Source organism: Pseudomonas mucidolens (genome assembly GCF_900106045.1).
Lineage (GTDB): Bacteria > Pseudomonadota > Gammaproteobacteria > Pseudomonadales > Pseudomonadaceae > Aquipseudomonas > Aquipseudomonas mucidolens.
In genome coordinates this window covers 569,322-594,739 of record NZ_LT629802.1, presented here as the reverse complement: position 1 = coordinate 594,739, position 25,418 = coordinate 569,322, and the positions used below count along the sequence as shown (strand labels likewise).

Sequence of the window (25,418 nt, the reverse complement as noted above, 5' to 3'; positions counted from 1 at the left end):
CCCCAGACATGCTAGAAGCCGGCCCAGTGGATGCCAAGGTACTTTCAGTCTTCGACTTTGACGGTACCCTGACTCACCACGACAGTTTTGTGCCGTTCCTCAAGTTCGCCTTCGGCAAGCAGGAATTCAACCGCAGGATGCTGAAACTGGCGTTACCCGGCTTGCGCTTTCTGGTGCGCCAGATCAGCCGTGACGAGCTCAAGGCGCAGTTGATTCGTACCTTTATGACAGGCGTCGAAAAGACCTGGGTTCAGCAGAAAGCCGCGGAGTATTGCCAAACCCATTGGAACAAATTGATGCGGCCAGCCGGGTTGCAGTCGGTGGCAGATGAGCTTGGTTCTGGCGCGCAGGTGACGTTGTGTTCAGCCTCGCCGGCGATTGTATTGCAGCCTTTTGCCGATCGACTTGGGATTAAGTTGATCGGGACCGAGCTGGAGGTGGTCGACGGTGTGCTGAGTGGACGTCTCACCGGGAATAACTGCCGTTGCGAGAACAAAGTGCTGCGGCTTGAAGCGGTGTATGGAGATCTGGCGGACTATCGACTCCGGGCCTGGGGCGATACACGCGGCGATCGAGAGTTGCTGGCGGCGGCGCAGGATGCACATTGGCGGCATTTTCATTCAGCCAAGAAGCGCCGTGCTCGATTGAAGTTGAAAACGCGTTAATACCGCGCTTCACCTAGCCTCGCCAGGGTTCGACAGCGGCTACGGGATGATCGGTGGTTGGTGGTTTGTACTACGCCAACGTTCCGGCTATTAATAGCGAACCTTCCCACGGACTAGCCCGGATGAAATTCGACACGGCCTACAGCCTAGCGCTCGACGAAAAGCTGTCGATCTACGACGTGCGTGAGCTGAATTTCGACGAGACCGCGGCTTTCGATTCCGACAAGGACAGTTTTCTGTGCCCCAACAATGAATGCCGCGTGGCCTTTGCCGCAGGCAATGTGTTGGGCACATTCAATGCGAAAAACGTTAACTACCGGCGCACCCCTCACTTCAAGAACACTCCCAGCACTCGGCATATTGAAGGTTGTCGCTATGCCAGTCGCAAGGCCGTGGCAGGCGAAAGCGAGGACGAGCGTGAGGAGAGTTTCCCGTCCGAGTTCGTGCTGACCCGACGACAGTACGAACGTAAAACATCCGCCCTCGGCACCGAAGGTTCAGCTGCGCTGGATCCGGCAAAAACGTCCTCGAACACTATCGGAACATCCCACAGCGCAGGGGATATCACGCCGGATAAAACCAGCGTCTTCGCCCACCCGGTGGAATGCTACGTGTCGAACATCGACGACAAGGACAAGCTCAAGCACATGCCGTTGAAGATCGGTGAGCACACGGCGACGTACTGGACGTTTTTCAAGAAAATCGAATACCTGCAAGACAACCACGGCCTGATTTACTGGGGCAGGATCAAGGCGATCAAGGACTACACCAGCAGCTTTCGTATCGACTTCGAAAAAAAGGTCTGGCTCGACAAGAAACCCTACTCCGTCAACGTTTACCTGAACAAGAAGCTGATCGAGAGCTACCGTAAGCGCAAAGCGTTCCTGGAACAGATCAAGGCGGCAGTGGACAGCGAGCGGCCACTGTATTGCTTCTTCTACGGGGTAACACCAAGCCTGAAACAGGTACCGAGCAAGAAAAACCCCGAGCAGCGGTTCGGCGTATTCAGCGCTGATATCGAAAACCTCGACCATCTGATCATTCGCGAAGCACCGGGGCTGGAAGCCGCGAAATAGAGCGGGTAAGCGGGTGCGGAAAGATCCAGTTGATGAGCGGTCAAAACAACTGTACAAAAACACAGTATAGTTTGTCCTCCCCGTCGGACTTCTGGAGAATCCCCATGTCCTCTCTGGCAATGAGCAGCACCGTAGATCAACAAATCGTCCTTCATCAATTCACCCCGCGACACAGCGCCCAGGCCCGCGCGATGCTGGGCTGGAGCCAGGAAGACCTCGCTCGGGAAACCGGCGTTGCGCCGCAGACCATTCAACGCTTCGAACGCCATGCCGACGTGAACGACGAGACTCGCCTTACCCTGGCGTTTCGCCTGGAAGCCGAGGGCCTGGTGTTTTTCCCCGGCTTCGCACCCGGCTGGGGAATGAACAGACCCGCTTCGTCAGCTTCACAGCCTGCCCCCGGATCCGCCCGGGGATTCTTTTCACGGCTGCTCGGTTCCACGCGCGCATCAACGGGGCAGACGACACCTCAACCCAATGGGGTGTAAATAGGCTCATCCCGGCGCTCACAGCCCATGGGTGATTCATCCGCTTCAAAGCGGATCATTTTGCAGCAGCACCTTTTGATAGGCCTGGACCAACACGGACAATGAGTCCCGTGCCCAACGAGCACCATAGAACCAGATGGCAACACCGGCGCCGGTGATATCGTCGCTGAATGACAGGCAGATACCGGGATATCCAGCCTTGCAGGAGGCATGAAAGGCTGGGCTCTGCTGCTCGGAAACCAACGCGTCCAGACGATGCTCAGTCACTTGATCATCGATCTCATTGCGCGACTCAAGGGTGAAGTACAACGCAGCATCGGGCATCTGAGCAGACACCGGCACCAATTGCGCACCGGCGGTACGCAGTACCTCCAGCGTCCGCAGGAAAACCCGACTGTGCTCCGCGGTTTCGCGCTCGCCACTGCGCAAATAATCGTCAGCGAAACCAATACGCCAACCGGCCAACCCAGGCGGCGTGTTCAACCCGCTGTTGTCCTGGGTCGGGGGGACTTCGACCATGACGGGCCCCACGGGATCGAGACCACTCAAAGCCGTCAGCGATAATGCAGGGTCACGCACGGCTTTCATCATTGGCCCCGGCACATCGAATCTGGGGCCCTGGGCCAACGCTACACCATAGACGGCATGAGCGCTTACCGATTCAAATTCGATACCACCCCGAGGAATGCCTGAAGCGCCGACCACAGCACTCGAGGCATCAGGGAGAATGCTCGTGGTACAAGGCAATACTTGAAAGCTGTTGGCCTGCGACGGTATTCCGAAAGGGCATGCAACACCCGGCTTCAGTGGTTTCCCACATGTGTCTTCCATCAAGACTTACTCCCGGAAAATGAATTTCCGGGAATGATCGCACCCTTTTCGAGTTTCCCCTTCAGGCGGAAACACCTTGAAAGTCCTTTTTGCCCACGGGATGTTCTAACCGCCCTTCAACTCATAAGCTGTTCTTCAACAGGCTGAGACTCGACCTCCAACCACCAGGCTCTTCCGCGCTCCGGCGCCGCCAGCAGGAAAGGCTGCCCCATGGATGGTGTGGTGATCCGGACATTGCGTTCCCAGGCCAAAGCCATGATGCGATCGAAAGGTTCATGCCAGGCATGAAACGCCAGGTCGAAGGTGCCATTGTGGATCGGCAGCAACCAGCGCCCCCTCAGATCGATGTGAGCTTGTAAGGTTTGCTCTGGCTGCATATGCACATCGGGCCAGTCAACGTTGTAGGCTCCGGTTTCCATCAGCGTCAGATCGAACGGCCCATATCGCTCGCCAATGCGTTTGAAGCCATCGAAATAACCGGTGTCGCCGCTGAAAAAGATGCGTCGGCTACCGTCGATCATTACCCACGAAGACCAAAGTGTCTGGTTGCCATCAAACAGGCCTCGACCCGAAAAATGCTGGGCCGGGGTTGCGATAAAATGAATGCCGTCGACCACGGTGTCCTGCCACCAATCCAGCTGCCGGACCTTGCTGGCGTCCACTCCCCAGGTAATCAGAGTGTCGCCGACACCTAAGGGTGCGAGAAAATAACGGGTCTTGTCGGCCAATTGCATCACCGCCTGGCGGTCCAGGTGGTCATAGTGATTGTGAGAAAGAATCACCGCTTCAATCGGTGGCAATTCATCGAGCGTGATGGGCGGCTGATGGAAACGCTTGGGTCCGGCCCAACTCAAAGGCGATGCACGCGCGGCGAACACCGGATCGGTCAGCCAGAACTTACCACGCATTTTCAGTAAGACCGTGGAATGGCCTAGCCGGTAGACACTGTGATCCGGTGCGACGAACAGTTGTTCGCGAGTCAGCCGCTGCACCGGAATCTCGCCGACGGGCCGTGTGCTGCGGGGTTTGTGGAAGAGCATTTTGCAGAATATCTGCAAGGTTTTGCCAAAGCCTGCCCTTTGTACAAAGGCGTGATTCTTGAAGCGACCCTGCTGCTCGACTGGCCTGGATAAGGGAGAAGGAGTGGAGAGACGGGTGGGGGGCGTGGTCATTTCAGAATAACTCCGGAACATTTTTCCTGAGGCCGATCAACAACTACACTGCACAGTGTAGTTTCAAGATTGCAACAAAACTCGGAGCAAGTAAACTACCAAGTGTAATTTTTTGACCAGAGCCCAAGGCTACCCATGACTGCACCTCAGCGCCTCACCGATCGTAAACGCGAAGCCATCGTGGCAGCCGCTATCAGCGAATTTCGCACCAACGGTTTCGAGGTCACCAGCATGGATAAAATTGCCGCCGTAGCGGGCGTGTCCAAACGCACGGTGTACAACCACTTCCCCAGCAAAGAGGAATTGTTTGCCGAAATTCTGCACCAGCTATGGGCCAGCAGCGCCGCGCAGCTGGACGTGACCTACAGCAATGATCGGCCTTTGCGCGAACAATTACGCGCCTTGCTACAAGCAAAGATGGACATGCTGTCGGACGCCAATTTTCTCGATCTGGCTCGCGTTGCAATCGCCGCCACCATTCACTCTCCAGAACGCGCCCAGAACATGGTCAACCGTCTGAGCGAACGCGAGGAAGGTTTCACCTTGTGGGTACGCGCGGCACAGGAAGACGGCAGATTCAAAACGGTCGACCCAGGTTTTGCCGCCCATCAGTTACACAGCTTGCTCAAAGCCTTCGCTTTTTGGCCACAAATTACCCTCGGCCAGCCCCCTTTGGATGCGGCCACTCAGGCCAATGTGATCGAGTCTGCGATAGACCTGTTTCTGGCTGGCTACGAAATCACCGCCCATCCCTGAGCCTGAGCTGCGTCAACCCTGTCGTCTAGGCGACAGAGACTTGTCGTTTTCGCCTCACCACCCCTCGTTCCCGCGTAAATGACCTCTCGATACACTCGTTTTCGTAACCTCCGAAAAGAAAAAACTGACGCCGGGGTTTATGGAAAACCTACGAGGCAACGGACTGTCATTTGCCAAACGCATTTATCGGCCGCGCATTCTCGGGTTGGCCATCGGCAGCCTTTGCGTGCTTGCCGCGTTGTACCCACTTTCCATGCCCGCCTGGGTCTGGGGCCTATGGCTGTTCAACGCTTTTATCTGGCCGCACCTGGCCTATCAGTTATCGAATCATGCGGCCTTTCCCTATCAGGCCGAACGCCGCAATCTGCTGTGTGATTCACTGGCCGGTGGATTCTGGGCCGCAGCCACGCAGTTCATCCCGCTGACCACCGTCACCATCCTCGCGATGATGACCATGCACAACGTGGCAGCAGGCGGTAAACACTTGATGTTTCAAGGCATGATCGCGCAAGGGCTGGGTATCGCGGTGGCTTGGATGGTGTTCGGGCCTTCATTCAACCCCGGTGTCAGCCCGATTCAAGTGTATGCCTGCCTGCCGATGCTGATCTTTTACCCGCTCGCCATCGGCATGGCCAGTTACCGTCTGGCCATCCACCTCTCGGAACACAAGCGTGCGTTGAGTGCCCTGAGCCGCACCGACAGCCTGACCGGGCTGCTCAACCACGGCTCGTGGAAAGACCTGTTGCAACTCAAATTCCACAGTTGCCAGCAACAACAGTCACACGCCACCATCGCCTTGATCGACATCGACCACTTCAAGCAGATCAATGACACCTACGGCCACATTGTCGGTGACCGGGTGTTGCGACAACTGAGTTGGGAACTGCGACGCATCGTGCGGGAAAACGACCTCGCCGGCCGCTACGGTGGCGACGAGTTCTGTGTGATTCTTCCGGATGTATCCCTGGAGCAGGCCAGCCATCAGATGGAGCGCCTGCGGGCGATATTCAGCCGTTACCACGACCCGCAAGTGCCGGCGTTGCAGGTCAGCCTGAGCATTGGCCTGGCGTCTTACACCGCGCATTTCACCCACGCCCATATGTGGCTCAACGCGGCGGACAAAGCGCTGTACGCCGCCAAGGACAGTGGGCGCAATCGCGTGACCCTTGCCGAGTCGCTGGCCGCTCGTTCAGCTTGAGCCCGTCGCTCTCCAGACTTACCGTCCACTCAACAGAGAAGTCATAGGCTGTGGCCAGGCAGTCGCACATGCCGCCCCAACTCATCGAACAACGTCACCACTGAACGCAGCGCCCGGCAGTCCGGGCGCGTCAACAACCACAGGGCTGTGTCATATCCGGCAAGAGCCGGCCCCAACGGTTGCAATCCATGCTTCTCCCCCAGCAAAAAATCCGGCAAGGCCGCCACCCCCAACCCGGCGCGCACCAACTCAGTGGCCGACAACATGCTGTTGCAGCGATAACTGGGGGTCACACCGGGCAAGTGTTGGCGACGCCAGGCGACTGTCGGGTGGTCGGGCAAGAAGTCATCCGGAGCGATCCAGGCCAGGGCCGCCCACTCCTGGGTGGCATGCTGCTGCCGATAACCGGCGCTGGCGCAGACACGATAGGAAACGGTCCCGAGGCGCCGTCCCACCAGATGTTCCGGTGGTGTATTGGTCAGGCGCAAGGCGATATCGGCGTCACGGCGACTGAGGTTGGCGAAGTCATTGGATGTACTCAACTCAAGGGTCAACGCCGGATAGTTCGGCATGAACTGCGCCAGGGCTGGCAACAATATGCCCTGCAGCACCGAGTCGGTGCACGTCAGGCGCACCGTGCCGCTGATCACTTCTGCGCCCAGCTCCACGCCGATACGCGCCGCTTCCAGCGCCTGTTCGGCACGCTCGGCCTGCTCGGCCAAGGTGCTCGCCACGCTGGTGGGCAAATAACCGGCGCGACTCTTTTCAAACAAGGCCTGACCCAAGGATGCCTCGAGACGCCGTACGGCCCGGAACACCGTGGACACATCCACCCGTAACAGCGCCGCCGCTCGTGCCAGGGTGCCGCCGCGCACCAGAGCAAGCACCAGGGACAGGTCGGAATAATCAACTTGATAGTGCGTCGCTGCATTGAGCATTTGGTTCAGCGCCAATATTGATTGCGTGAACGCCAATCTATAGTGCGCCGCAGGACTCAACAAGCCATTGGATGCCCCCATGAAGCACGCCCACCTGCACCTTGCCCTGATCGGCGATTACGACCCTCAAGTGACTGCGCACCAGGCCATCCCCCTCGCCCTGCAACAGGCTGGCGCAGTCTTGAACCTGAGCGTGCGCGCCGACTGGTTGTCCACCGACACCCTCGACAACCACAGCGCCCTGCAGCGCTTCGACGGTTTCTGGTGTGTGCCCGCCAGTCCCTATCGCGACATCGACGGCGCCCTATTGGCCATTCGCTATGCTCGGGAACATCAGCGCCCGTTCCTCGGCACGTGCGCCGGGTTCCAACATGTGCTGCTGGAATATGCACGGAATGTGTTGGGTTGGACCGACGCTGAACACGCGGAACTCGCGCCCGATGCACCGCGCACGGTGATTGCACCACTCAATTGCGCCCTGCTGGAAACCACCGCGGCGGTACGCTTGATGGCGTACACGCGTATCGCCGAGGCTTACGGCTGCATGGATATTCACGAAGCTTACCGGTGCCGTTACGGCGTGAACCGCGACCTCGAACCGCAATTGCTGGAGGGTAATCTGATTGGCAGCGCGCGTGACGCCGCCGGCGATCTGCGGGCCGTGGAATTGCTGGACCATCCGTTCTTTATTGCCACGTTGTTCCAGCCCGAACGCGCAGCACTCAGCGGCACGGTGGTGCCCTTGGTGACGGCATTGCTCAAGGCCTGCGGGGCGAGCTCGAAATGATCGCCCGCACACCGGCCCCGCCCTACTACGCGGTGATTTTCAGCTCGCTGCGTACCGAAGTCGACCAAGGCTACGCCGCGGCCGCCCAACGCATGCTCGAACTGGCTCACGAACAGCCGGGGTTTCTCGGCATGGACTCAGCCCGAGGTGAGGATGGCCTCGGTATTACCGTGTCCTACTGGGTCAGCGAGACGGCGATCCTGGCCTGGAAAGAACACGCCGAACATCGTGAAGTACGCGAGCAGGGCCGATCCACCTGGTACGCAGCGTTCCATACGCGGGTCTGCAAGGTGGAGCGGGCCTACTCGTTCGCAACCGACCCCGCGCTCAACTCACCAGACTACGCACCGCGCTGATCTGCGCAATTTCCACCCGGCGCATGTAGACCCGCAGCGGCTCGGTAATGTTGATGCGCTCGTCGATGTTCTGGTCCAGCAACAGTTGGATATGTTCACGCGACAAGGTCATGGTCTGCTCATCAAGGGGCTGCCAGACAAATTCGCTGGTGGGGATGATGCCATCGTCGGCGACATCCATACCGAACGAGTCCTCGCTGAAACGCACGATGTAAAGACCGGTCTTGCGGTTCAGGCCGACAAAGCCGTGGAGTTGGTCAGCCGCCTGGCAAATGAGTTCGGACGTAATGCGCATGGTAAACCTCACTGAAAAATCCCGCAGGGGAAGTGAACGATGGTTTACACGCGAGGCAGAAAAGAGAGCACTACAGGTTCCCTCTGATGGGGAAGCTCGACACAAGAGTACTGCATAGCACGGCACAAAAGCGCGAAAAAACACCAGTCTCATCCCGCGGCAGAGCGTCCTCCCGCCAAATGCGCATTTACACACAGCTAATTACCTCCACTTATGGCGGTTTGGTGATAGCGCGTATTGCATTCAATTGTTAAAAAGGGAGCCTTCTTGAAACTACCTCCACGAAAGGACCTCGCACATGCATGGAACGTTTACCAAGAGTGCTCTGCTGCTCACCTTGTCAATGGGCTTTGGCCACGCAGGGGCCGCGCCCTCGATCAGTCCCGCTGAATTGGCGACCAAAGAGGGTATTCCCCGCCCAGCGGTCATTGCTCACCAGGGCGCGTCCTTCGACGCACCGGAGTCGACGGCTGCGGCCTACAAAGTCGCCCGCGACCTGGGGGCCGATTACCTGGAGCTGGATTTGCAGCGCAGCAAGGATGGCGTGCTGTTCGCCTTGCACGATGACAACCTGCAACGCACCACCGACGTCGCTACCAAGTTTCCTGAGCGCAAGAACAGCCCGGCCAACGAATTCACCATGGCCGAGCTGAAAACCCTCGACGCTGGCAGTTGGTTCAATAGCGCGTACCCGGAGCGTGCGCGGCCTGGATTCGTCGGTTTGAAAATCCAGACCCTCGATGAAGTCATCAAGATCGCCGAAGGTAACCCGCAACACAAACCGGGCCTGTACATCGAAACCAAGGAGCCGAAGCTGTTTCCCGGGATTGAGGCTGACCTGAAAGACCAACTGCAGGACAAGGGTTGGCTGAGTTCGGCGGGTTCCAAGCTGGGTAAAAGCAACACCGGCGTGGGCCAGGGCAAAGGTCGCGTGATTCTGCAGACTTTCGAGAAGGACAGTCTCAAGGAGCTGCAAAAAGAAATGCCCAATACGCCGAAGATCCTCTTGTTGTGGGTCGGTGAAGACGGCATGGAGCCCAAGTCCAAGGTGACGTTTGCCGAATCCGGCGAGCCGACCAAAGCGGCCTACTACGCCAAGCAAGAACCCAAGGATGCCGCCGAATTCGAAAAGTGGATCGACGATGCCAAGAACCTGGGCGCCATCGGCACCGGCCCATCGGCGCAGCGGACAGACTTGAATGACCAGAGCTATTCGGACCTGGTGAAACCTGAAATGAACAAGCTGACCCACGACAAAGGCCTGCTGGTGCATGTCTACACCGTCGATGAGCCGGTGGACTTCAAGAAAGTGATGGACGCGGGTGTCGATGGCATCTTCACCAACCGTGCCGCCGAACTGCTCAAGTACTACCGGCGCGCACCGGCATCCAGCGTGTCGCAACTGCTTGAGGATCACGGTTACTGAGTACAGAGCGGATGATCGGGCCAGCCTTGACGCAACAGCTGTTTCATCGTGCCGCGCAATTAAGGGTGAATTAAGTTGCGCGGGTTAATCTGATCCCACTTAAACAGCTCACCCAGAAGGATCCACACCATGAAAAACCTGACCGCTCTGTTCGCCGCTACCGCCTTGACCCTGACCGCTGGCCTGGCCCAGGCCGACGTCCGTCCAGACCAGATTCCAAGCCTGCTGCAGTCCGGCGCCGTGAAGCCTTTCGAACAGCTGAACAAGGCCGCCCTGGCCCAACACGCCGGTGCCACCATCCACGATACCGAGCTGGACGACGAAGCGGGTCGCCTGATCTACGAAGTTGACCTGATTGACACCGCCGGCAAGAAATGGGATGTGAAACTCGACGCCAAGACCGGCGACGTGCTGGAAAACAAGCAAGACACTTGAGTTGATCGATGAAAAATCTGCGCCGCCTTCGGGCGGCGCAGTTGTGTCTGATCAAGCACTCAAGCGGGCGGTCACCTCGTTCAATTCGCCAGACAAACCACGCAGGTTATGGCTGGCCGCCTCGGTACGCTGGACGTTGTCCAGGTTGGTCGTGGCAACTGTGGTGATTTGCGTGATGTTGCGCGAAATATCTTCAGCCACCGACGTTTGCTCCTCCGCCGCCGTGGCAATCTGATGATTCATGTCGCGGATCGCCTCAACCGCCTGGGTGATGTGACTGAGCATGGCACCCGCCTGAGTCACTTTTTCGACACTCTCATCACTGCACGACTGACTGCTGACGATCGCTTCGGCGGCGTCGATTGCCCCTGTCTGCACCGCCTGGATGATCTGGTTGATTTCAATGATCGACGCCGCCGTGCGCTGCGCCAGGCTGCGCACCTCATCGGCCACCACCGCGAAACCACGGCCAGACTCGCCCGCCCGTGCGGCTTCAATGGCCGCGTTGAGTGCCAGAAGATTGGTCTGCTCGGCAATCCCGCGAATCACTTCCAGCACCGTGCCGATGCGCACGCTGTCGGTTTCCAGACGGCGGATAATGCCGCCAGTGTTGAGGATCTCGTTGCGCATCTGATCGATGGTGGAAATGGTGGCCTGCATCACTGCACCGCCCTCACGCGCCGAATGATCGGCTTCATCGGCTGCCCGCGAGGCACCGACGGCATGTCGGGCGACTTCCTGGGCGGTCGCCGACATTTCAATCATCGCCGTGGCGACTTGATCGGTGCGACTGAACTGGTCCTGCGTTCCTGTCGCCATCTGCACGGCAATCGAGTTCAGCTCACCACTGGCACTCACCAGCTCGGTGGCGCTGCGCTGCAAACGGCTGAACGTTTCCGACAGAAAATCGCGCAAGGTATTGGCGGCTTCGGCCAAGTGCCCCAATTCATCCTGGCGATGACTGGCAACGCGCTCCGCGAAGCGCCCATGGCTCAGTTGGGCCACATAGTCGATCAGCCCACGAATAGGCAAAATCAGGTTGCGGTTGATCAGCCACAGGCTGAACAGACCAATCAACATCCCCGATCCCAGCATCACTGCCAGCCCCACGATAATGGTCCGATCGGCATAGGCGCTGATCAACAGCGATTGCTGATTCCCCTGCTCATGCAACTGCGTTACCAGCGCACTCATCTGTTCGCTGACCGCACGGTCCACGCCCTTGACCGCTTTATCTCCGGCAGCGGCATCGGCCCCGGCTGCCAGATACGCATCCCTACCCTTCTGATAGGCGCCTCCCAGCATCTGATGCTCCTGGCGCAAGGTTTCAATACTGCGCTTGAGAACCTCATCGCCCTGGGTGTCGGCGACCAGGCGGGCCAAAATGCCCTGCACTTCTTGTTGGCGATCCTGGAACTGCCCCCAGTATTTATCCATGTCCTGGGGTTGCTTGCCGCGCAGCAGGACGTTTTTCCATTCCTGGACCTGGACCTTGAATTGCAGGTTGGCTTCGTCAATCAGTTGAGAGGTCTGCAAGGGACCTTCAAGCAAGCTGCGATAACCCTGCACACTGCTGGAAAGGAAATGAAAACAGGCCAGGGCAATCAACAATATTGCCAGCAGGCTGCCACCTAGCAACGACAAGATCTGTGCTCTCAGGGACTTTCGCAAAAAGTTCATCGGGGGGAAAACCTCGAAACAGGGAAAAAGGGTTGCTGCAAGCCAAGACGTCCCTATCAGCCAAGTCATTGCCCATCCAAAAACAACGCCTACGATTGAATCGACCGTGCTAGACGCTTCTTGAACCTATCGGATGTGTGGTTGGGCAAATGCTGGCCATCTCCCACGAAGCCTCGGCAGCTGTCATAAAACGGTCAAATCGGCTTGCAATGATTCGTCATCGCGAACCTGTGAAACATCCCGCAGACGCCTTCCTCCGCGAGCCGCCATGAACCACAGCATCGACCATAGCCACCAGGATTCCGACCTGTTCGGCCTGCTTTACGGTTTCCGCTTCAGGCCCGGCGAAAAGGCGGAGCAAATCGACTCGGCCAGCGCGTTGCTGGCCTTACAGCAACCCGCGGCCAGCGACGAGTTTCTCTGGCTACACCTGAACCTCACCCACGCTGCCTGTCAGCGATGGATGCAAGCGCATCTGCAGTTGCCGGAAGAGTTTTTCGAGTCTTTACAAGAGGGCTCACGCTCCACTCGGATCGAGCATGTGGACTCGGCGTTGCTGGCGGTGGTCAATGACGTGGTGTTCAACTTCAGCAGCATGATGTCATCGGACATTTCCACCTTATGGGTCTGTGCCCGCAGTCGCCTGCTGGTCAGCGCGCGCCTGCAACCGTTGCACTCGGTGGACAAGTTGCGTTCTTCGGTGAAAGCCGGTGAGCGCTTTCGTTCACCGCTGGAACTGCTGGTGCACTTGTTACGCGATCAAGGCGAAGTCCTGACACAAATCGTGCGTACCACCAGCCTCAGTGTCGACCAGATCGAGGATCAGTTGCTGTCCTCACGCGTGTCCAACAACCGCGCCGAACTGGGCGCCATGCGCCGGGTGTTGGTGCGCTTGCAACGCTGGCTGGCGCTGGAGCCGGGCTCATTGCTGCGCCTGCTCAACCGCCCGCCGCACTGGTTGCAAAAAGACGACGTGAAAGAACTGCGCAAATCTACCGAAGAGTTTGCGCTGATCATCAACGACCTGACGGCCTTGGGGGAACGGATCAAGTTGTTGCAGGAAGAGATCGCCGCCAACCTCAATGAACAGAGCAACCGCACGTTGTTCACCTTGACCGTGGTTACGGTGCTGGCGCTGCCGATCAATATCATTGCCGGCTTCTTTGGCATGAATGTCGGGGGCGTACCGCTTTCACAGGACCCGGAGGGGTTCTGGATCCTGGTGGCGCTGGTAGCGACGTTTACCCTGATTGCCGGGCGCTGGGCGTTTCGCAAGCGTCGGGATTATTGACCGTGGGGTCACGCCTTCGCCGTAGCGCTGTCATGCAGCGAACCGAAGAGCTGTTTTGAGCTGAGGTGGTTGGCTTTTTTGTATTTGGCTTGAAAAACACCCCTCACCCTAGCCCTCTCCCCAAAGGGGAGAGGGAACTTACCGATGTGTAATAAGACATTTTGCGACCTGGAAAACCCGGTCGATTATGGATTCAAAGGCGAGCTTTCAGGTCGAAAAATATCTGGAATATCCCCCACTCAGTCCCCTCGCCCCTTTGGGGCGGTCCGACGTTTCGGGAGGGTTAGGGTGAGGGTTGGTTCTCAAGCCAAACACCAAACACGGATATGCCCCCAGCCCCCTCAGGCAAACAACCCAGCCATCACCCTCAAGCGCTTTTTGTACACCCGTCGCGCCTCCAACGCCTCTTCCAACGTCACCGCGACAAACCCGGCACGCTGATTGGGTTGCATCTGAGCGATCAGATCCAGGTCAGCACTGATCACCGTGCCAATCATCGCGTAGCCACCGCCCGACACCGCATCCCGGTGCAGCACAATCGGCTCCAGCCCGGCCGGTACCTGGATCGAGCCGATGGGGTAACAACTGTCGACGATGTTCGAAGGATCGGAACCGGCGCCAAACGGTTGTTCCCGCGGCTGAAAATTCAAGGCGCTGCCGCCCTTGAAGCGATAGCCGATACGATCAGCCTCCGAGCCGACCGACCAAGGCTCGGCAAAAAAACTGCTTTTCGCGCCCGCCGTCAGTCGCTCGTAATACAGTCCGGGGACTACCCGCAACGTAACCTCACCGCCCACCGATTGCCGTAACGCCATGGGCAGGCTGTTGCCCGCACGGCCGCTACCGCTGGCCTCGCCGATAGGCAACTGATCACCTTCCTGCAGCCGGCGGCCATGAAATCCACCCAACGCCCCGAGGGCATACGTTGACCGGCTGCCCAGCACCAACGGCACGTCAATACCACCGGCCACGGCCAGATAAGCCCGCGCGCCAGCCTTGGGGAACTCGAAGCGCAGCACTTGCCCGGCACGTACCTGGAATGCGGTGTCCTGATGCACCCCTTCACCGTCCAGGCGCGCAGACATCAGCGCGCCGCTGATTGCCACCAGGGCATCCTGCTGAAACTCCAGCTCTGGTCCGATCAACGTACATTCCAGCCCGGCCGCGCCAGCCGGGTTGCCCACCAGATGATTGGCCGCACTCAAGGCGTATTGATCCAGCGCGCCGGATGGCGGGATACCCAGGTGGTAGTAACCTTCGCGCCCCAGGTCCTGCACGGAAGTGGCAAGGCCCGGCTTGATGACCTTGATCATGCGAGCACCTCCTGCAAGGTTTTCGGGTAACCGACTGGATCGGCGAGAAAGGCGTCGAGGGAAAATTCCACGGAGCGAATACGCAAATCGAAACGACCTGCCTCCACTTCGACCACGGCCAGGTCGTAAGCCTCGCGGTCCATGGGTTTGAACTGCACGATATCGCCGGGCCGGAAGAACACCATGTGCTCCTTGAGGTAGGCCAACCGTTGCGCCGGGTCGTAGATCGGGGCCGGCGTAACGCCGAACATCTGGTAACCCCCGGCGCCGCGGACTGAGTAGATGCAGCCGAAACAGCCGCCATGACCGAGGGTCAGTTTCGGCGTATCCGTGCGCGGGCGCAGGTATTTGGGCACCTGCAACTGGCGCTCGCGCTCGACCATCTGGAACATGAAGGGCAATCCCGCGACAAAGCCGACCATCGAGACAAACCACGGCGCGCCGCTGTGAGCCGCGATAAACCCGTCGACATCCGCCAGGCCATTGATCCGCGCGGCGTACTCCAGGTCGGTGCCGCCAGGGTCTTGATGGCGATCGCGAAAACGCATCAGGGTTTCATGGGTCCAGGGATCGTTGTACAGCACCGGGATCTCGATGATCCGGGTGTGCAAGGTGCGCTCGGCCACCGCCTGGGCTTCGGCACTCTGCACCGCGTCGAGCAGCACGTGCGGGGCAATCTGGTCAGGGTCGAAGCGAATCTGGAAGGAGGCGTTGGCCAGGCATACATCCAGCACACCCGGCAGATTCAGGCGTTCCACCGCACGGGTGACGGCCATGCCCTTGAAGAAGGCTTGCAGGGACATGCTCTCGCTGACCTCGGCGAACAAATGTTCATCAGCGCCAAAGCTGTAGCGGATCGGGGATGTTTCAGCCATGTCTGTTCCTCTTGGAATCATTGTAGAAAGGCAGGCGAATGTGATTCAGGCCCGGTGTCTGGGCACCGGTATCGTTCAACGCGGTGCGCGCACGGCGATCCCCGCTTGATCCAGCGCCCTGCGCGTGGCTTCCACCAGATCGAGGGCGCCGGGGGTGTCGCTGTGCAAGCAGATGGAGTCGAATTCGATCGCCAAGTCTTCACCTTCGACGGTGCGTACCAGACCGCTCTGGCAGGCACGCAGGACACGCGCTGCGACGGTTGCCGGATCCAAGGCGTGAACCCTGCGGGTAAACACGATGGAGCCGGAGAGATCGTATTCACGGTCGGCATAAAACTCCCGCACCACCGGTTGCCCCAGCGCCTTGGCAATCCGCCAGATCACCGAGTCGGGCATGCAGTACAGCAACAGGCCAGGCTCCAGGCGTTGCAGGTTTTCCACCAGCAGGCGCGCAACTTCTTCGTCCCGGGCCAGGTGCATGTACAGCGCGCCATGGGGCTTGATGTGTTGCAGCGTCACGCCTTGCGCCTTGGCAATCTCGCGCAGCGCGCCGAGTTGATAGAGCATGTCGTCGACCAACTCCTGGGCCGGCGCATTGATGTGCCGGCGACCGAAACCCACCAGGTCACGAAAGCCCGGATGGGCGCCGATGGCGACGCCCAACTGCTTGGCGCGTTCCACGGTACGACGCATGGTGCCGGGGTCGCCGGCATGGAAGCCGGTGGCGACGTTGGCCGAACTGATAAACCCCATCAATTCGTGGTCCACGCCATCGCCAATGGTCCAGGGGCCGAAGCCTTCACCCATGTCCGAGTTGAAATCCACTGTGTGCATCGAGGCCGCTCCGCAAAAAGATCGTGCCACGGAAAGTAGGCTGCGACTTGACCCCTTGGGAAGATCTATTATCAGATGGGTTATCTTCTGAAAATCAGATAACTGTCTTTGGGGAAGACCGCATGTCACTCACCTTGCGCCAGGTCCGCTACTTTGTCGCCACCGCCGAAATCGGCCAGATTTCCCAGGCGGCCATCCATCTGAACATCTCGCAGTCAGCGGTAACCACGGCGGTCAAAGAACTCGAAGCCATGCTCGGTGCCCAGCTGTTTGTGCGCTCGGCCCAGGGCATGAGCCTGACCGACGCCGGACGCCACTTTCTCAACCGCGCCTACGTGATCGTGCGCAGCGTCGATGATGCGCTGAACAGCCCGCTGCCGGACTACCGCGCCAGCGGTGTGTTGCGGGTCGCGGCCAGTTACACCGTGCTGGGTTACTTCCTGCCGCATCACCTGCAGCGCATGGAACACTGGCACCCGGACGTGACCATCGAGGTCTTCGAGCAGGAACGCCAGGCAATCGAACAGGGGTTGCTGGACGCGCAATTCGACATGGCCGTGGTCCTGACCGCCAACCTCACCCATCCGCATATTGTCTCCGAAACCCTCTTCAACTCCGAACGCCGCCTGTGGCTGCCCAGCCACCATCCGTTATGCGAACGCAGCGCCGTCAGCCTGGCCGACGTGGCCAAGGAACCCTATATCCTGCTGACCGTCGATGAGGCCGAACACAGTGCCAGACGCTATTGGCAACAGGCCGGGCAGACGCCCAACGTGCGGCTGCGCACCAGTTCGGTGGAAGCGGTACGCAGCATGGTGGCCAACGGCAGCGGCGTGGCGATTCTGTCGGATCTGGTGCACCGCCCGTGGTCGCTGGAAGGCAAACGCATTGAAACCGTGAGCGTGACCGACCACGTGACGCCGATGAGCGTCGGCCTGGCCTGGCACCGGGAGCGGGCGTTCACCCCGGCCATGCAGGCGTTCCGCGACTACTTTCACGACGCCTTCCTCGCCCCGCAGCAGTTGACGGCGCGGCGTTAAAGCAGCGCTTTCAACGTGGCCGCCAGCCAATCCATGAACACCCGCACCCGGATGGGCAGATGACGCTGGCCGGCGTACAGCATCGACACGTCCAGCGAGGGTGCCGGATAGTCCTGGAGGATCGCTACCAACTCGCCACGCGCGAGCAATTCACGGATGCCCAACCCCGGCACCTGGACAATCCCGAAACCGGCCAGGCACGCCGACTGATAGGCGTCGGTGCTGTTGACCGTGACCCGCCCGGCCATGGCGACACGCTGCACCTTGTTGCCCTGCATGTATTCGAAACCCGGCGAGCGAGCGCCCAGCGGTCGGACGTAATGCACCAGGTGATGGTCGGCCAGATCCGACAAGCTCCTGGGTTCGCCGTAACGCTGCAGATAACCACGGCTCACGCAGTTGATCATCGGCATGCTGCACAGCAACCGCGCCACCACGGACTGATCCGGCTGCGCGCCGATACGCAACACGCAATCAAAACCTTCAGCCAGGAGATCAACTTGCCGGTCGGAGCTGCTGATCTCCAGCTCGATCAGCGGATGCCGATCCATGAACTCCGGCAGGCGCGGCACGATGTGCTCACGGGCCATAACGTTGGGCATGTCGACCCGGATGCGTCCGCTCAATTGCGTCTCATCCTGGCGAAACAGCCCTTCCAGTTCCTCCATGTGCGACAGCAAATCCTTGCTGCGCTCATACAGCACGCGCCCATCCTGAGTCGCCTGAACCTTGCGCGTGGTGCGTTGCAGCAGCCGCGTGCCCAACAGTTCTTCCAGCGCCTGAACATGCTCGAACACCGTGGAACGTGGCAGCCCCAGGCGCTCGCCGGCCTGGGTAAAACTCGACAGTTCGGTGACGCGTACGAAGGTGAGCAACAGGTCCAGTTTATTCATGACGACCCTCGGTGATTGTTCGGATCATCCGGCCAGTGATTCCGGTTTACCGCTGTTTATCACGTATCGGGCGGACAAATACACTCAATCCCACTGATTACCCGTTCGCTCAGAGGACTTCACCATGACCCGTAAAATCGCATTGATCACTGGCGCCAGCCGCGGCTTGGGCAAAAGCACGGCCTTGCACCTGGCGGCCCAAGGCGTCGATATCATCGGTACTTATCACAGCAAGGCCGACGAGGCTCAGGCCGTCGCTAGCCAGATCGAGCAGCTCGGTGGCCGCGCCGCCATGTTGCAACTGGATGTCAGCCAAAGCACCAGGTTCGAGGCATTCGCCCGTGACATAGGCCACAAGCTGCAAGAAGTTTTCGCACGGGAGCATTTTGATTTTCTGATCAATAACGCCGGGATCGGCACCCACGCCAGTTTCATCGAGACGACTGAAGAACAGTTCGACCAAATGCTCGCGATCCATCTCAAAGGCCCGTTCTTCCTGACACAAAAGCTGCTGCCACTGATCGTCGACGGCGGCCGGATCATCAATATTTCCAGCGGCCTGGCCCGCTTCAGCCTGCCGGGCTATGCCGCCTACGCCTCAATGAAAGGCGCGGTGGAGGTGCTGACCCGCTATCAGGCCAAGGAACTGGGAGCCCGCGGTATCAGCGTCAACACGCTGGCTCCCGGCGCCATTGAAACCGACTTCGGTGGCGGCAGCGTACGTGATAACGCCGAACTCAACGCTTTCGTCGCCAGCAATACCGCCCTGGGTCGGGTCGGTTTGCCGGACGATATCGGTGGAGCGATTTCCACCCTGTTGGCTGACGGCAGCCAATGGATCAACGGTCAGCGCATCGAAGCCTCGGGCGGGATGTTCATATAACACCGTCACACTTGCCCAGGTACACGCTGCTGCAGGAGTTTCTCCCGCAGCACGTCGTACCCCCAGTGATACACGTAGGTGTACGGCAGGAAAAACAACAGCACGCCGATGTCGAGAATGAAGGCCTGCAGCAGGCTGATGTCCAGCCACGCGGCAATCAGCGGCACACACACAATGATCAGCCCGCCTTCGAACAACAGGGCGTGCAGCACCCGGGTCCAAACGCCACTGGCCAATTGCAGGCGCGCTTTGAGGCGGTCGAACAAGCCGTTAAAAATGATATTCCAGGTCAGCGCCAGAAGGCTGATGGCCAGCGTTACCATGCCCATCTCCAGGGCCGTTTTTTGCATGATCCAGGCCAGCAGCGGGGTGCAAATCAGCAAGGCCAGGGCTTCGAAGCCAATAGCCTGGAAAACGCGTTCGGTAAGGGACTTAGTCGGGTTCATGAGCCGTGCTCTGTGAAGGTCGAGGGTTGCCATGTTCAACCCTCGCATCGATACTTCATAACTAATAACCATCGATCAAGGCGATAGATGATGGCTTCACATGAAGTGTTGCAGGCGTTTGTCCAGGCGGCGACTCAAGGCTCGTTTTCTGCCGCCGCGCGTAAGCTGGGCAAGAGTCAATCCACCGTCAGTGCAGCGGTGGCAAGCTTGGAGATTGACCTGGATGTAGTGCTGTTCGACCGCAGCAGCCGCAAACCGACCCTGACTGCGGCCGGCCACGTTCTGCTGCAACGGGCCGAACAGGTGCTGGACGCTGGCAACCGGCTGGCGCTGGCGGCCAGTCAATTGTCCCAGGGCCTGGAACCCAAGCTCAGTATCGCCATGTCGGATACCTACCAGTCGGGGCACTTCGACGCGGTGCTCAGCGCCTTCGAACAGCGTTATCCGGACATGGAACTGGAATGGTTGATCGCCGAGTACGAAGACTTGATCGCGCTGGTGCAAAGCGGCCGGGCACAGATTGCCTTTATCGAGGCGCAAGAGGTCTACCCACCCGACCTGACCGGCGCCACCGTCGGAGAGCGCGCGGAACTCGCCTTGTTCGTTTCGCCCCGGCATCCGCTGTCCAGCCTTGACGGCATTGATCAACAGGCGCTGCAGCAATACCGTGAACTGCGCCTGGCAAGCGTCATCAATCCGAATGAGAACCGGCCGGCGGGACGGGTGTGGTCGGCTCCCAGCTTCGTGATGCTGATGGAAATGGCCATCCTCGGTTTCGGTTGGGCAGCCCTGCCCCGCTGGCTGGTGGAGCGCTTCGCGAATGGCCAACTGGTGGAGCTCAACGCACGCGGCTGGCCACGCTCGGTGGCCGTGGATGCGCTGTGGTCCCGGCAACATCCGCCGGGGCCGGCGGGGAGTTGGTTTCTCGAGAAAATGCTGGAGTAGCAGGCTCGCTGTCAGAGTTCAGCCAGGCGTCGTTCGATAAAGCGTTTTTCCGGGGTTTGTCGGGTCAGCGTCAAAGCTTTTTCATACGCTTGCCGCGCCTCTTTCACTCGGCCCAACTGCCGACAAAACTCACCCCGCGCAGAATGCGCCAGATGGTAGTCCAGCAGTTCGCCCCGGGCCAGGATCCCGTCCACCTGCTGCAATCCCGCCAATGGCCCGTCGCGCATGGCCAAGGCCGCCGCCCGGTTAAGCTCGATCACCGGCGACGGCAGCATTCTGAGCAACACGTCGTAAAGCCCGACAATCTGCAGCCAATCCGTTTCACCGGCATTCGGCGCTTCGGCGTGTACCGCGGCAATTGCCGCCTGCAAGCAGTAAGGCCCGAAACGTCGGGTCTTCAGGGCCTCCTCGACCAAGGCGCAGCCTTCAGCAATCAAGGATGCCTCCCACAATGAACGGTCCTGCTCATCCAGCAGCACCAGTTCGCCGCTGTGCGACATGCGTGCCGGACGTCGGGATTCATGCAGCAACATCAAGGCCAACAGGCCCATGACTTCCGGCTCGGGCAACAGTTCCATGAGCAGTCTGGCAAGACGAATGGCTTCGCGGGTTAAGTCATCACGGGTCAGATCGTCGCCGGTGGAGGCCGAGTAACCTTCGTTGAACACCAGATAAATCACACGTAGCACGCTGTCCAGGCGCTCGGGCAATTCCGCCAGGGACGGCACCTGATAAGGAATCTTCGCCTCACGGATCTTGCCCTTGGCCCGCACAATCCGTTGGGCGATGGTGGCCGGTGTGGCGAGAAACGCCCGGGCAATTTCCTCGGTGGTGAGGTCACAGATCTCACGCAAGGTCAGTGGTACCTGCGCATCCGGCGCCAGCGCCGGATGGCAGCAGGTAAAGATCAGGCGCAGGCGGTCGTCTTGCACGTCTTCAGTACTCCAGTCAGCCTCTTCCAGCGCCTCGGCCTGGGCCAGCAACAGCGCCTGGGACGCCGCAAAACGTGCCTGGCGGCGCAGCCGGTCGATGGCCTTGAAGCGCCCGGTGGAAACCAGCCACGCCCGGGGGTTGTCCGGCACACCGTCTTGTTGCCAGCGCTCGACCGCGACGAAGAACGCCTCATGCAAGGCTTCTTCGGCGAGGTCGAAATCACCGAGCAGGCGAATCAGGGTCGCGAGAATGCGCCGTGATTCATTACGGTAGATCGCCTCGACCTGAGCCTTGATGATCAACCCTCAAGGCCCTCGCTCACGCGCCGCGCCGGTACTCGGCGCTGGCAATGCCGCCGATCCTGTCTTGAGCACACCTTGGGCAAGCCTCCTGACGCTCGGGTTACTGGGGTGAGAGGTTCAACTCACGCACCGGACGCACCTCAACGCTGCCGACCCGGGCGGCGGGGATACCACCCGCGACCTGGAGCGCTTCGTTCAAGTCCTTGGCGTCAATCAGATAGAACCCGGCAAGCTGCTCCTTGGTTTCGGCAAACGGTCCATCAGTGATCGACAACTTGCCGTTGCGCATGCGCACGGTGGTGGCGCTCGACACCGACTCCAGCGCCTCGGCGGCGAGCATCCGGCCGCTGCCCTCGACGGCTTCGGCGTAGGCGTGGCACTCCGTATCCTCGGGACTCTCGGGTTGGGTATGCAACGTGCGTTCGTCGCAGTAGACCAAGCATAGATACTTCATGGGTTTCTCCATTTTCGGACTATCAACTATGGCTGCGGATTGGCAAGTTGCCGAATTTCCCGACGATCAGGGCTCCAGGTCGAACAGCGCCGCACCACTTTGCATATCGAACGGTGCGGACCAATGCTCGTGCACCACTCGCCACTCACCGTTGATCCGCTGATAACCGGCGGTGACGCGCATCCAGCAGACCTTCTCCACGCCGTCGGGGCCGGTGCCACCGCAACGGGCCAGCCAGTGCGCAAAGGCGCTGTCGGCCGCGGCGACGATCTTCAAGTGGTGAAACTCGAAGATCCCGGGACCAGGGCAGAACTCCGCGCAGGCTTTCCAGTGGGCCTTGTAGGCTTCACGGCCTTTGAATTGCAGGGCCGTCACCGCATCAAACGCGACAATGTCGTCGGCGTAGAAGCTGACGATTTTGTCGAGATCCTTGACCATCACGGCTTGCTGCCAGTTTTTGATCAGGGTGCTGATTTCGCTGTTCACTTGGGTACTCATGGCGATGCTCCTTCCAGGGAAAAATCACGGAAGACACCCGTAGTCGACTGGCCACCCGAGCAATCGACAAGTGCGTGAAAAAAAATCTTGATGACGACAAACCCGCTAGAATTTGCCTCCTTGCTGTAGCAATCAGGACAAGTATTCGATGCAAACCCGCCTCGTGCCCTATGAGACCCTGACTGCCGCGCAGCAACAGCAGCTCGGCACCCTCGAGATTCACCCCGAGCAACTGCCTTACGCTGGTGATATCTACTGTGCGCTGAACACTTTGCTGGTCAACCCCAGCCCCGGCATCAAGGGTTTCGCGCTGCTGGCCGATGAGGTTCCCGTCGCCTTCCTGTTGCTCAAGCGCCCACCCTGCCTGCCGCACTGGGCCAACGAACACAGCGCCACCCTGCACGCTTTGCAAGTCGATCGCGGCAGGCAAGGCCAGGGGTTTGGCAAAGCCTGCCTGCAAGCATTACCCGCCGCGGCACGCCTGGCCTGGCCACAGATCAAGGCGCTGGAGTTGTCGGTGGACAGTCACAATGAAGCGGCGATGGGCCTGTATTTGCACTTGGGCTGGGTGGACAGCGGAGAGGCGTATAAAGGGCGGATCGGGTATGAACGGCGGCTGGCGTTGATATTTTGAACAACTGGAGGCCCTGAATGGAGCGAGGGCACGCCTCGCTCATGGGAGACAGTGTTATCCCGCCTTAGTCTCGACCGGCATCCAGATTTCCACCGTCCCGGTCCCCTTTCTTACATCAAAATCGGCGCTGTACCGCTCAAAGTCAGCGCCTGTGACCTTGTAGCCCGAGGTCGGCAACCACTCGAACATGATGCGCTCGTAGGTCTGCGCCAGCGCCTGCACCGGACCGTAATGAGGGAACACCGCATACTGCCGGAGCGGGATTTCGATCGCCGCAAAGTTGCTCGGTACATCGCCCTTGGCAGGTACTTCGACCCCCGCCATGTAATCGAACTCATCGTGGCCGGCGTTATAGCAAACACCATAGGTCACGCCGCCGACACGCTTTTTGAGGTCCTTGATACACGTATCGAAAAGCTCCCACAACTTGGGAATGTCTCCGACCGTGGCCTTCGAATAGCGACCGGAAACACCCGCGATCACCAGGGCCTTGCCCTCTTCCATGCGCGGTGCCAACGGTAGCGTCGTCTGTTGATCCATTTGAACAATCTCCAGCGGTGAAGGAACAAAACCATATCGAGTATAGGGTCATACCCACCCTTTGCTTCAAGCGCTAAAAAAATCCGTGGCGCCATCTGGACAACTCGCCATCACTCGCCGTATCGTCCGTCCCGCAGGCCACCGCAGTGGCCGACGTCGCTCGGACGGTTCCGGGCGCTTACGTACTCCGAGGCAACAATGGCAGACCACGGTTCGCCGCGCCGCTTTGCGCGCATAGATCGACTCCCCCCTTACGTGTTCAACATCACCGCCGAGCTGAAGATGGCCGCCCGTCGTCGTGGCGAAGACATCATCGACTTGAGCATGGGCAACCCCGACGGCCCGACACCACCGCATATCGTGGAAAAACTGGTGACCGTTGCCCAGCGCGAAGACACTCACGGCTACTCCACCTCCAAAGGCATCCCGCGTCTGCGCCGGGCAATCTCGCGCTGGTACAAGGATCGCTATGCAGTGGACATCGACCCTGAGACCGAAGCGATCGTCACCATCGGTTCCAAGGAAGGCTTGGCGCACTTGATGCTGGCCACCCTCGACCAGGGCGACACGGTGCTGGTGCCCAACCCCAGTTATCCGATTCACATCTACGGTGCGGTGATCGCCGGCGCCCAGGTGCGCTCCGTGCCGCTGATTCCTGGCGTGGACTTCTTCGCCGAACTGGAACGGGCCATTCGCGGCTCGATCCCCAAGCCAAAGATGATGATCCTCGGCTTCCCTTCCAACCCCACCGCGCAATGCGTGGAATTGGACTTCTTTGAACGGGTGATCGCCCTGGCCAAACAGTACGACGTACTGGTGATCCACGACCTGGCCTACGCCGACATCGTCTACGACGGCTGGAAAGCCCCGTCGATCATGCAGGTGCCCGGCGCGAAAGACATCGCCGTGGAGTTTTTCACCCTGTCCAAGAGCTACAACATGGCCGGGTGGCGCATTGGCTTCATGGTCGGCAACCCGGAACTGGTCAATGCCCTGGGGCGAATCAAGAGTTACCACGACTACGGCACCTTCACTCCGCTGCAAGTGGCAGCGATTGCGGCGCTGGAAGGTGACCAGCAGTGCGTGAAGGATATTGCCGAGCAATATCGCCAACGGCGCAATGTGCTGGTAAAAGGCCTGCATGAGCTGGGCTGGATGGTGGAAAATCCCAAGGCGTCGATGTACGTCTGGGCGAAGATTCCCCAGGCTTATGCGGCGATGGGCTCGCTGGAGTTTGCCAAGAAGCTGTTGCTGGAGGCCAAGGTGTGTGTGTCACCCGGCATCGGCTTTGGCGAGTATGGCGATGATCATGTGCGTTTTGCGCTGATCGAAAACCAGGACCGGATTCGCCAGGCAGTGCGGGGGATTCGCGGGATGTTTCGGGCAGATGGGCTGGTCACTAAAGTCTGATCCAATCCACCAGCCGTAACACAA

Annotated in this window: 29 protein-coding genes and 1 pseudogene; 15 read left to right on the top strand and 15 right to left on the bottom strand. The window is 59.5% G+C overall.

What is annotated here, in order from left to right:
• The first annotated feature begins 8 nt into the window (after positions 1-8).
• The 3 genes from BLU75_RS02940 to BLU75_RS02930 all read left to right on the top strand — a co-directional run bounded on the left by BLU75_RS02940 (position 9) and on the right by BLU75_RS02930 (position 2,229).
• Positions 9-665: an HAD-IB family hydrolase gene (locus BLU75_RS02940; RefSeq protein WP_084381020.1), complete on the top strand. Its 657-nt coding sequence runs from the start codon at positions 9-11 to the stop codon at positions 663-665.
• 122 nt (positions 666-787) lie between these two features.
• Complete coding sequence (locus BLU75_RS02935) at positions 788-1,741, top strand: hypothetical protein (protein WP_084381021.1); 954 nt, start codon at positions 788-790, stop codon at positions 1,739-1,741.
• A 104-nt stretch (positions 1,742-1,845) separates the two neighbouring features.
• Positions 1,846-2,229: a helix-turn-helix transcriptional regulator gene (locus BLU75_RS02930; protein WP_084381022.1), complete on the top strand. Its 384-nt coding sequence runs from the start codon at positions 1,846-1,848 to the stop codon at positions 2,227-2,229.
• A gap of 45 nt (positions 2,230-2,274) precedes the next feature.
• Here the strand turns inward: BLU75_RS02930 and BLU75_RS02925 are convergent, their stop codons facing one another.
• On the bottom strand, positions 2,275-2,748 hold the full coding sequence (locus tag BLU75_RS02925; RefSeq protein ID WP_373863665.1) for a hypothetical protein: 474 nt from the start codon (positions 2,746-2,748) through the stop codon (positions 2,275-2,277).
• A gap of 428 nt (positions 2,749-3,176) precedes the next feature.
• Positions 3,177-4,232, bottom strand: a complete 1,056-nt coding sequence (locus BLU75_RS02920) for an MBL fold metallo-hydrolase (RefSeq protein ID WP_084381024.1) — start codon at positions 4,230-4,232, stop codon at positions 3,177-3,179.
• A 135-nt stretch (positions 4,233-4,367) separates the two neighbouring features.
• Between BLU75_RS02920 and BLU75_RS02915 the strand changes: the two genes are divergently transcribed.
• Positions 4,368-4,988: a TetR/AcrR family transcriptional regulator gene (locus BLU75_RS02915; protein ID WP_084381025.1), complete on the top strand. Its 621-nt coding sequence runs from the start codon at positions 4,368-4,370 to the stop codon at positions 4,986-4,988.
• Between the two features lie 139 nt (positions 4,989-5,127).
• Entirely contained in the window at positions 5,128-6,186 is a 1,059-nt protein-coding gene (locus BLU75_RS02910; protein WP_084381026.1) for a diguanylate cyclase, read from the top strand.
• Between the two features lie 41 nt (positions 6,187-6,227).
• On the opposite strand, the gene BLU75_RS02905 is transcribed toward BLU75_RS02910, so the two are convergent.
• On the bottom strand, positions 6,228-7,187 hold the full coding sequence (locus BLU75_RS02905) for a LysR family transcriptional regulator (RefSeq protein WP_165447505.1): 960 nt from the start codon (positions 7,185-7,187) through the stop codon (positions 6,228-6,230).
• Between the two features lie 16 nt (positions 7,188-7,203).
• Between BLU75_RS02905 and BLU75_RS02900 the strand changes: the two genes are divergently transcribed.
• Both BLU75_RS02900 and BLU75_RS02895 read left to right on the top strand, forming a co-directional pair.
• Positions 7,204-7,911 (top strand): CTP synthase C-terminal region-related (seleno)protein, encoded by a 708-nt coding sequence (locus tag BLU75_RS02900; protein WP_084381028.1) that lies wholly within the window; start codon positions 7,204-7,206, stop codon positions 7,909-7,911.
• Entirely contained in the window at positions 7,908-8,267 is a 360-nt protein-coding gene (locus BLU75_RS02895) for an antibiotic biosynthesis monooxygenase family protein (protein WP_084381029.1), read from the top strand. The genes BLU75_RS02900 and BLU75_RS02895 overlap by 4 nt, the downstream gene beginning before the upstream one ends.
• Here the strand turns inward: BLU75_RS02895 and BLU75_RS02890 are convergent.
• Entirely contained in the window at positions 8,239-8,562 is a 324-nt protein-coding gene (locus tag BLU75_RS02890) for a DUF2025 family protein (RefSeq protein WP_084381030.1), read from the bottom strand. The two genes, BLU75_RS02895 and BLU75_RS02890, sit on opposite strands and share 29 nt — an antisense overlap.
• A 298-nt stretch (positions 8,563-8,860) precedes the next feature.
• Between BLU75_RS02890 and BLU75_RS02885 the strand changes: the two genes are divergently transcribed.
• Together BLU75_RS02885 and BLU75_RS02880 are read left to right on the top strand one after the other, a co-directional pair.
• Positions 8,861-9,988, top strand: coding sequence for a glycerophosphodiester phosphodiesterase (locus BLU75_RS02885; RefSeq protein ID WP_084381031.1), 1,128 nt, complete (start codon positions 8,861-8,863; stop codon positions 9,986-9,988).
• Between the two features lie 129 nt (positions 9,989-10,117).
• Positions 10,118-10,423, top strand: a complete 306-nt coding sequence (locus tag BLU75_RS02880; protein WP_084381032.1) for a PepSY domain-containing protein — start codon at positions 10,118-10,120, stop codon at positions 10,421-10,423.
• A gap of 51 nt (positions 10,424-10,474) precedes the next feature.
• On the opposite strand, the gene BLU75_RS28215 is transcribed toward BLU75_RS02880, so the two are convergent.
• Both BLU75_RS28215 and BLU75_RS28210 read right to left on the bottom strand, forming a co-directional pair.
• Complete coding sequence (locus BLU75_RS28215; protein WP_414860568.1) at positions 10,475-11,179, bottom strand: methyl-accepting chemotaxis protein; 705 nt, start codon at positions 11,177-11,179, stop codon at positions 10,475-10,477.
• A gap of 228 nt (positions 11,180-11,407) precedes the next feature.
• Positions 11,408-11,503: pseudogene (locus tag BLU75_RS28210) on the bottom strand (hypothetical protein); the annotation flags it as partial.
• Between the two features lie 868 nt (positions 11,504-12,371).
• On the opposite strand from BLU75_RS28210, the gene BLU75_RS02870 reads away from it, so the two are divergent.
• Positions 12,372-13,394: a transporter gene (locus BLU75_RS02870; RefSeq protein WP_084381034.1), complete on the top strand. Its 1,023-nt coding sequence runs from the start codon at positions 12,372-12,374 to the stop codon at positions 13,392-13,394.
• A 341-nt stretch (positions 13,395-13,735) separates the two neighbouring features.
• On the opposite strand, the gene BLU75_RS02865 is transcribed toward BLU75_RS02870, so the two are convergent.
• From BLU75_RS02865 to BLU75_RS02855, 3 genes are all read right to left on the bottom strand, one after another.
• Positions 13,736-14,707: a 5-oxoprolinase subunit C family protein gene (locus BLU75_RS02865; RefSeq protein ID WP_084381035.1), complete on the bottom strand. Its 972-nt coding sequence runs from the start codon at positions 14,705-14,707 to the stop codon at positions 13,736-13,738.
• Entirely contained in the window at positions 14,704-15,582 is an 879-nt protein-coding gene (locus tag BLU75_RS02860; protein WP_084381036.1) for a 5-oxoprolinase subunit B family protein, read from the bottom strand. The genes BLU75_RS02865 and BLU75_RS02860 overlap by 4 nt, the downstream gene beginning before the upstream one ends.
• A gap of 75 nt (positions 15,583-15,657) precedes the next feature.
• On the bottom strand, positions 15,658-16,416 hold the full coding sequence (locus tag BLU75_RS02855) for a 5-oxoprolinase subunit PxpA (RefSeq protein ID WP_084381037.1): 759 nt from the start codon (positions 16,414-16,416) through the stop codon (positions 15,658-15,660).
• A 122-nt stretch (positions 16,417-16,538) separates the two neighbouring features.
• Between BLU75_RS02855 and BLU75_RS02850 the strand changes: the two genes are divergently transcribed.
• The gene (locus BLU75_RS02850) at positions 16,539-17,456 is read left to right on the top strand and encodes a LysR family transcriptional regulator (RefSeq protein ID WP_084381038.1); all 918 of its coding nucleotides are present in this window, start codon (positions 16,539-16,541) and stop codon (positions 17,454-17,456) included.
• Here BLU75_RS02850 and BLU75_RS02845 read toward each other — a convergent pair.
• Positions 17,453-18,349, bottom strand: a complete 897-nt coding sequence (locus BLU75_RS02845; protein ID WP_084381039.1) for a LysR family transcriptional regulator — start codon at positions 18,347-18,349, stop codon at positions 17,453-17,455. The two genes, BLU75_RS02850 and BLU75_RS02845, sit on opposite strands and share 4 nt — an antisense overlap.
• A gap of 124 nt (positions 18,350-18,473) precedes the next feature.
• Here BLU75_RS02845 and BLU75_RS02840 point away from each other — a divergent pair, with 124 nt between their 5' ends.
• Positions 18,474-19,232: an SDR family NAD(P)-dependent oxidoreductase gene (locus BLU75_RS02840; protein WP_084381040.1), complete on the top strand. Its 759-nt coding sequence runs from the start codon at positions 18,474-18,476 to the stop codon at positions 19,230-19,232.
• 5 nt (positions 19,233-19,237) lie between these two features.
• On the opposite strand, the gene BLU75_RS02835 is transcribed toward BLU75_RS02840, so the two are convergent.
• Complete coding sequence (locus BLU75_RS02835; protein WP_084381041.1) at positions 19,238-19,678, bottom strand: multidrug/biocide efflux PACE transporter; 441 nt, start codon at positions 19,676-19,678, stop codon at positions 19,238-19,240.
• A 90-nt stretch (positions 19,679-19,768) separates the two neighbouring features.
• Between BLU75_RS02835 and BLU75_RS02830 the strand changes: the two genes are divergently transcribed.
• Positions 19,769-20,623 (top strand): LysR family transcriptional regulator, encoded by an 855-nt coding sequence (locus BLU75_RS02830; RefSeq protein ID WP_084381042.1) that lies wholly within the window; start codon positions 19,769-19,771, stop codon positions 20,621-20,623.
• An 11-nt stretch (positions 20,624-20,634) separates the two neighbouring features.
• Here BLU75_RS02830 and BLU75_RS02825 read toward each other — a convergent pair whose 3' ends face one another.
• The 3 genes from BLU75_RS02825 to BLU75_RS02815 all read right to left on the bottom strand — a co-directional run bounded on the left by BLU75_RS02825 (position 20,635) and on the right by BLU75_RS02815 (position 22,810).
• Entirely contained in the window at positions 20,635-21,852 is a 1,218-nt protein-coding gene (locus tag BLU75_RS02825) for an RNA polymerase sigma factor (RefSeq protein WP_373863667.1), read from the bottom strand.
• A 106-nt stretch (positions 21,853-21,958) separates the two neighbouring features.
• On the bottom strand, positions 21,959-22,312 hold the full coding sequence (locus tag BLU75_RS02820) for a YciI family protein (RefSeq protein WP_084381044.1): 354 nt from the start codon (positions 22,310-22,312) through the stop codon (positions 21,959-21,961).
• 66 nt (positions 22,313-22,378) lie between these two features.
• Positions 22,379-22,810, bottom strand: coding sequence for a YybH family protein (locus BLU75_RS02815; protein ID WP_084381045.1), 432 nt, complete (start codon positions 22,808-22,810; stop codon positions 22,379-22,381).
• Between the two features lie 148 nt (positions 22,811-22,958).
• On the opposite strand from BLU75_RS02815, the gene BLU75_RS02810 reads away from it, so the two are divergent.
• Positions 22,959-23,444 (top strand): GNAT family N-acetyltransferase, encoded by a 486-nt coding sequence (locus tag BLU75_RS02810; RefSeq protein ID WP_084381046.1) that lies wholly within the window; start codon positions 22,959-22,961, stop codon positions 23,442-23,444.
• A 54-nt stretch (positions 23,445-23,498) separates the two neighbouring features.
• On the opposite strand, the gene BLU75_RS02805 is transcribed toward BLU75_RS02810, so the two are convergent.
• Positions 23,499-23,984, bottom strand: coding sequence for a GyrI-like domain-containing protein (locus BLU75_RS02805; RefSeq protein WP_084381047.1), 486 nt, complete (start codon positions 23,982-23,984; stop codon positions 23,499-23,501).
• A gap of 198 nt (positions 23,985-24,182) precedes the next feature.
• Here BLU75_RS02805 and alaC point away from each other — a divergent pair, with 198 nt between their 5' ends.
• Positions 24,183-25,394: an alanine transaminase gene (alaC, locus tag BLU75_RS02800; protein ID WP_084381048.1), complete on the top strand. Its 1,212-nt coding sequence runs from the start codon at positions 24,183-24,185 to the stop codon at positions 25,392-25,394.
• The last annotated feature ends 24 nt before the right edge of the window (positions 25,395-25,418 follow it).

Excerpts from the sequence above, each read along its gene's own strand:
- BLU75_RS02940 (WP_084381020.1), top strand. The coding sequence starts at position 9 with ATGCTAGAAGCCGGCCCAGTGGATGCCAAGGTACTTTCAGTCTTCGAC.
- BLU75_RS02935 (WP_084381021.1), top strand. The coding sequence starts at position 788 with ATGAAATTCGACACGGCCTACAGCCTAGCGCTCGACGAAAAGCTGTCG.
- BLU75_RS02930 (WP_084381022.1), top strand. The coding sequence starts at position 1,846 with ATGTCCTCTCTGGCAATGAGCAGCACCGTAGATCAACAAATCGTCCTT.
- BLU75_RS02925 (WP_373863665.1), bottom strand. The coding sequence starts at position 2,748 with ATGGTCGAAGTCCCCCCGACCCAGGACAACAGCGGGTTGAACACGCCG.
- BLU75_RS02920 (WP_084381024.1), bottom strand. The coding sequence starts at position 4,232 with ATGACCACGCCCCCCACCCGTCTCTCCACTCCTTCTCCCTTATCCAGG.
- BLU75_RS02915 (WP_084381025.1), top strand. The coding sequence starts at position 4,368 with ATGACTGCACCTCAGCGCCTCACCGATCGTAAACGCGAAGCCATCGTG.
- BLU75_RS02910 (WP_084381026.1), top strand. The coding sequence starts at position 5,128 with ATGGAAAACCTACGAGGCAACGGACTGTCATTTGCCAAACGCATTTAT.
- BLU75_RS02900 (WP_084381028.1), top strand. The coding sequence starts at position 7,204 with ATGAAGCACGCCCACCTGCACCTTGCCCTGATCGGCGATTACGACCCT.
- BLU75_RS02895 (WP_084381029.1), top strand. The coding sequence starts at position 7,908 with ATGATCGCCCGCACACCGGCCCCGCCCTACTACGCGGTGATTTTCAGC.
- BLU75_RS02890 (WP_084381030.1), bottom strand. The coding sequence starts at position 8,562 with ATGCGCATTACGTCCGAACTCATTTGCCAGGCGGCTGACCAACTCCAC.
- BLU75_RS02885 (WP_084381031.1), top strand. The coding sequence starts at position 8,861 with ATGCATGGAACGTTTACCAAGAGTGCTCTGCTGCTCACCTTGTCAATG.
- BLU75_RS02880 (WP_084381032.1), top strand. The coding sequence starts at position 10,118 with ATGAAAAACCTGACCGCTCTGTTCGCCGCTACCGCCTTGACCCTGACC.
- BLU75_RS28215 (WP_414860568.1), bottom strand. The coding sequence starts at position 11,179 with ATGTCGGCGACCGCCCAGGAAGTCGCCCGACATGCCGTCGGTGCCTCG.
- BLU75_RS02870 (WP_084381034.1), top strand. The coding sequence starts at position 12,372 with ATGAACCACAGCATCGACCATAGCCACCAGGATTCCGACCTGTTCGGC.
- BLU75_RS02865 (WP_084381035.1), bottom strand. The coding sequence starts at position 14,707 with ATGATCAAGGTCATCAAGCCGGGCCTTGCCACTTCCGTGCAGGACCTG.
- BLU75_RS02860 (WP_084381036.1), bottom strand. The coding sequence starts at position 15,582 with ATGGCTGAAACATCCCCGATCCGCTACAGCTTTGGCGCTGATGAACAT.
- BLU75_RS02855 (WP_084381037.1), bottom strand. The coding sequence starts at position 16,416 with ATGCACACAGTGGATTTCAACTCGGACATGGGTGAAGGCTTCGGCCCC.
- BLU75_RS02850 (WP_084381038.1), top strand. The coding sequence starts at position 16,539 with ATGTCACTCACCTTGCGCCAGGTCCGCTACTTTGTCGCCACCGCCGAA.
- BLU75_RS02845 (WP_084381039.1), bottom strand. The coding sequence starts at position 18,349 with ATGAATAAACTGGACCTGTTGCTCACCTTCGTACGCGTCACCGAACTG.
- BLU75_RS02840 (WP_084381040.1), top strand. The coding sequence starts at position 18,474 with ATGACCCGTAAAATCGCATTGATCACTGGCGCCAGCCGCGGCTTGGGC.
- BLU75_RS02835 (WP_084381041.1), bottom strand. The coding sequence starts at position 19,678 with ATGAACCCGACTAAGTCCCTTACCGAACGCGTTTTCCAGGCTATTGGC.
- BLU75_RS02830 (WP_084381042.1), top strand. The coding sequence starts at position 19,769 with ATGGCTTCACATGAAGTGTTGCAGGCGTTTGTCCAGGCGGCGACTCAA.
- BLU75_RS02820 (WP_084381044.1), bottom strand. The coding sequence starts at position 22,312 with ATGAAGTATCTATGCTTGGTCTACTGCGACGAACGCACGTTGCATACC.
- BLU75_RS02815 (WP_084381045.1), bottom strand. The coding sequence starts at position 22,810 with ATGAGTACCCAAGTGAACAGCGAAATCAGCACCCTGATCAAAAACTGG.
- BLU75_RS02810 (WP_084381046.1), top strand. The coding sequence starts at position 22,959 with ATGCAAACCCGCCTCGTGCCCTATGAGACCCTGACTGCCGCGCAGCAA.
- BLU75_RS02805 (WP_084381047.1), bottom strand. The coding sequence starts at position 23,984 with ATGGATCAACAGACGACGCTACCGTTGGCACCGCGCATGGAAGAGGGC.
- alaC (WP_084381048.1), top strand. The coding sequence starts at position 24,183 with ATGGCAGACCACGGTTCGCCGCGCCGCTTTGCGCGCATAGATCGACTC.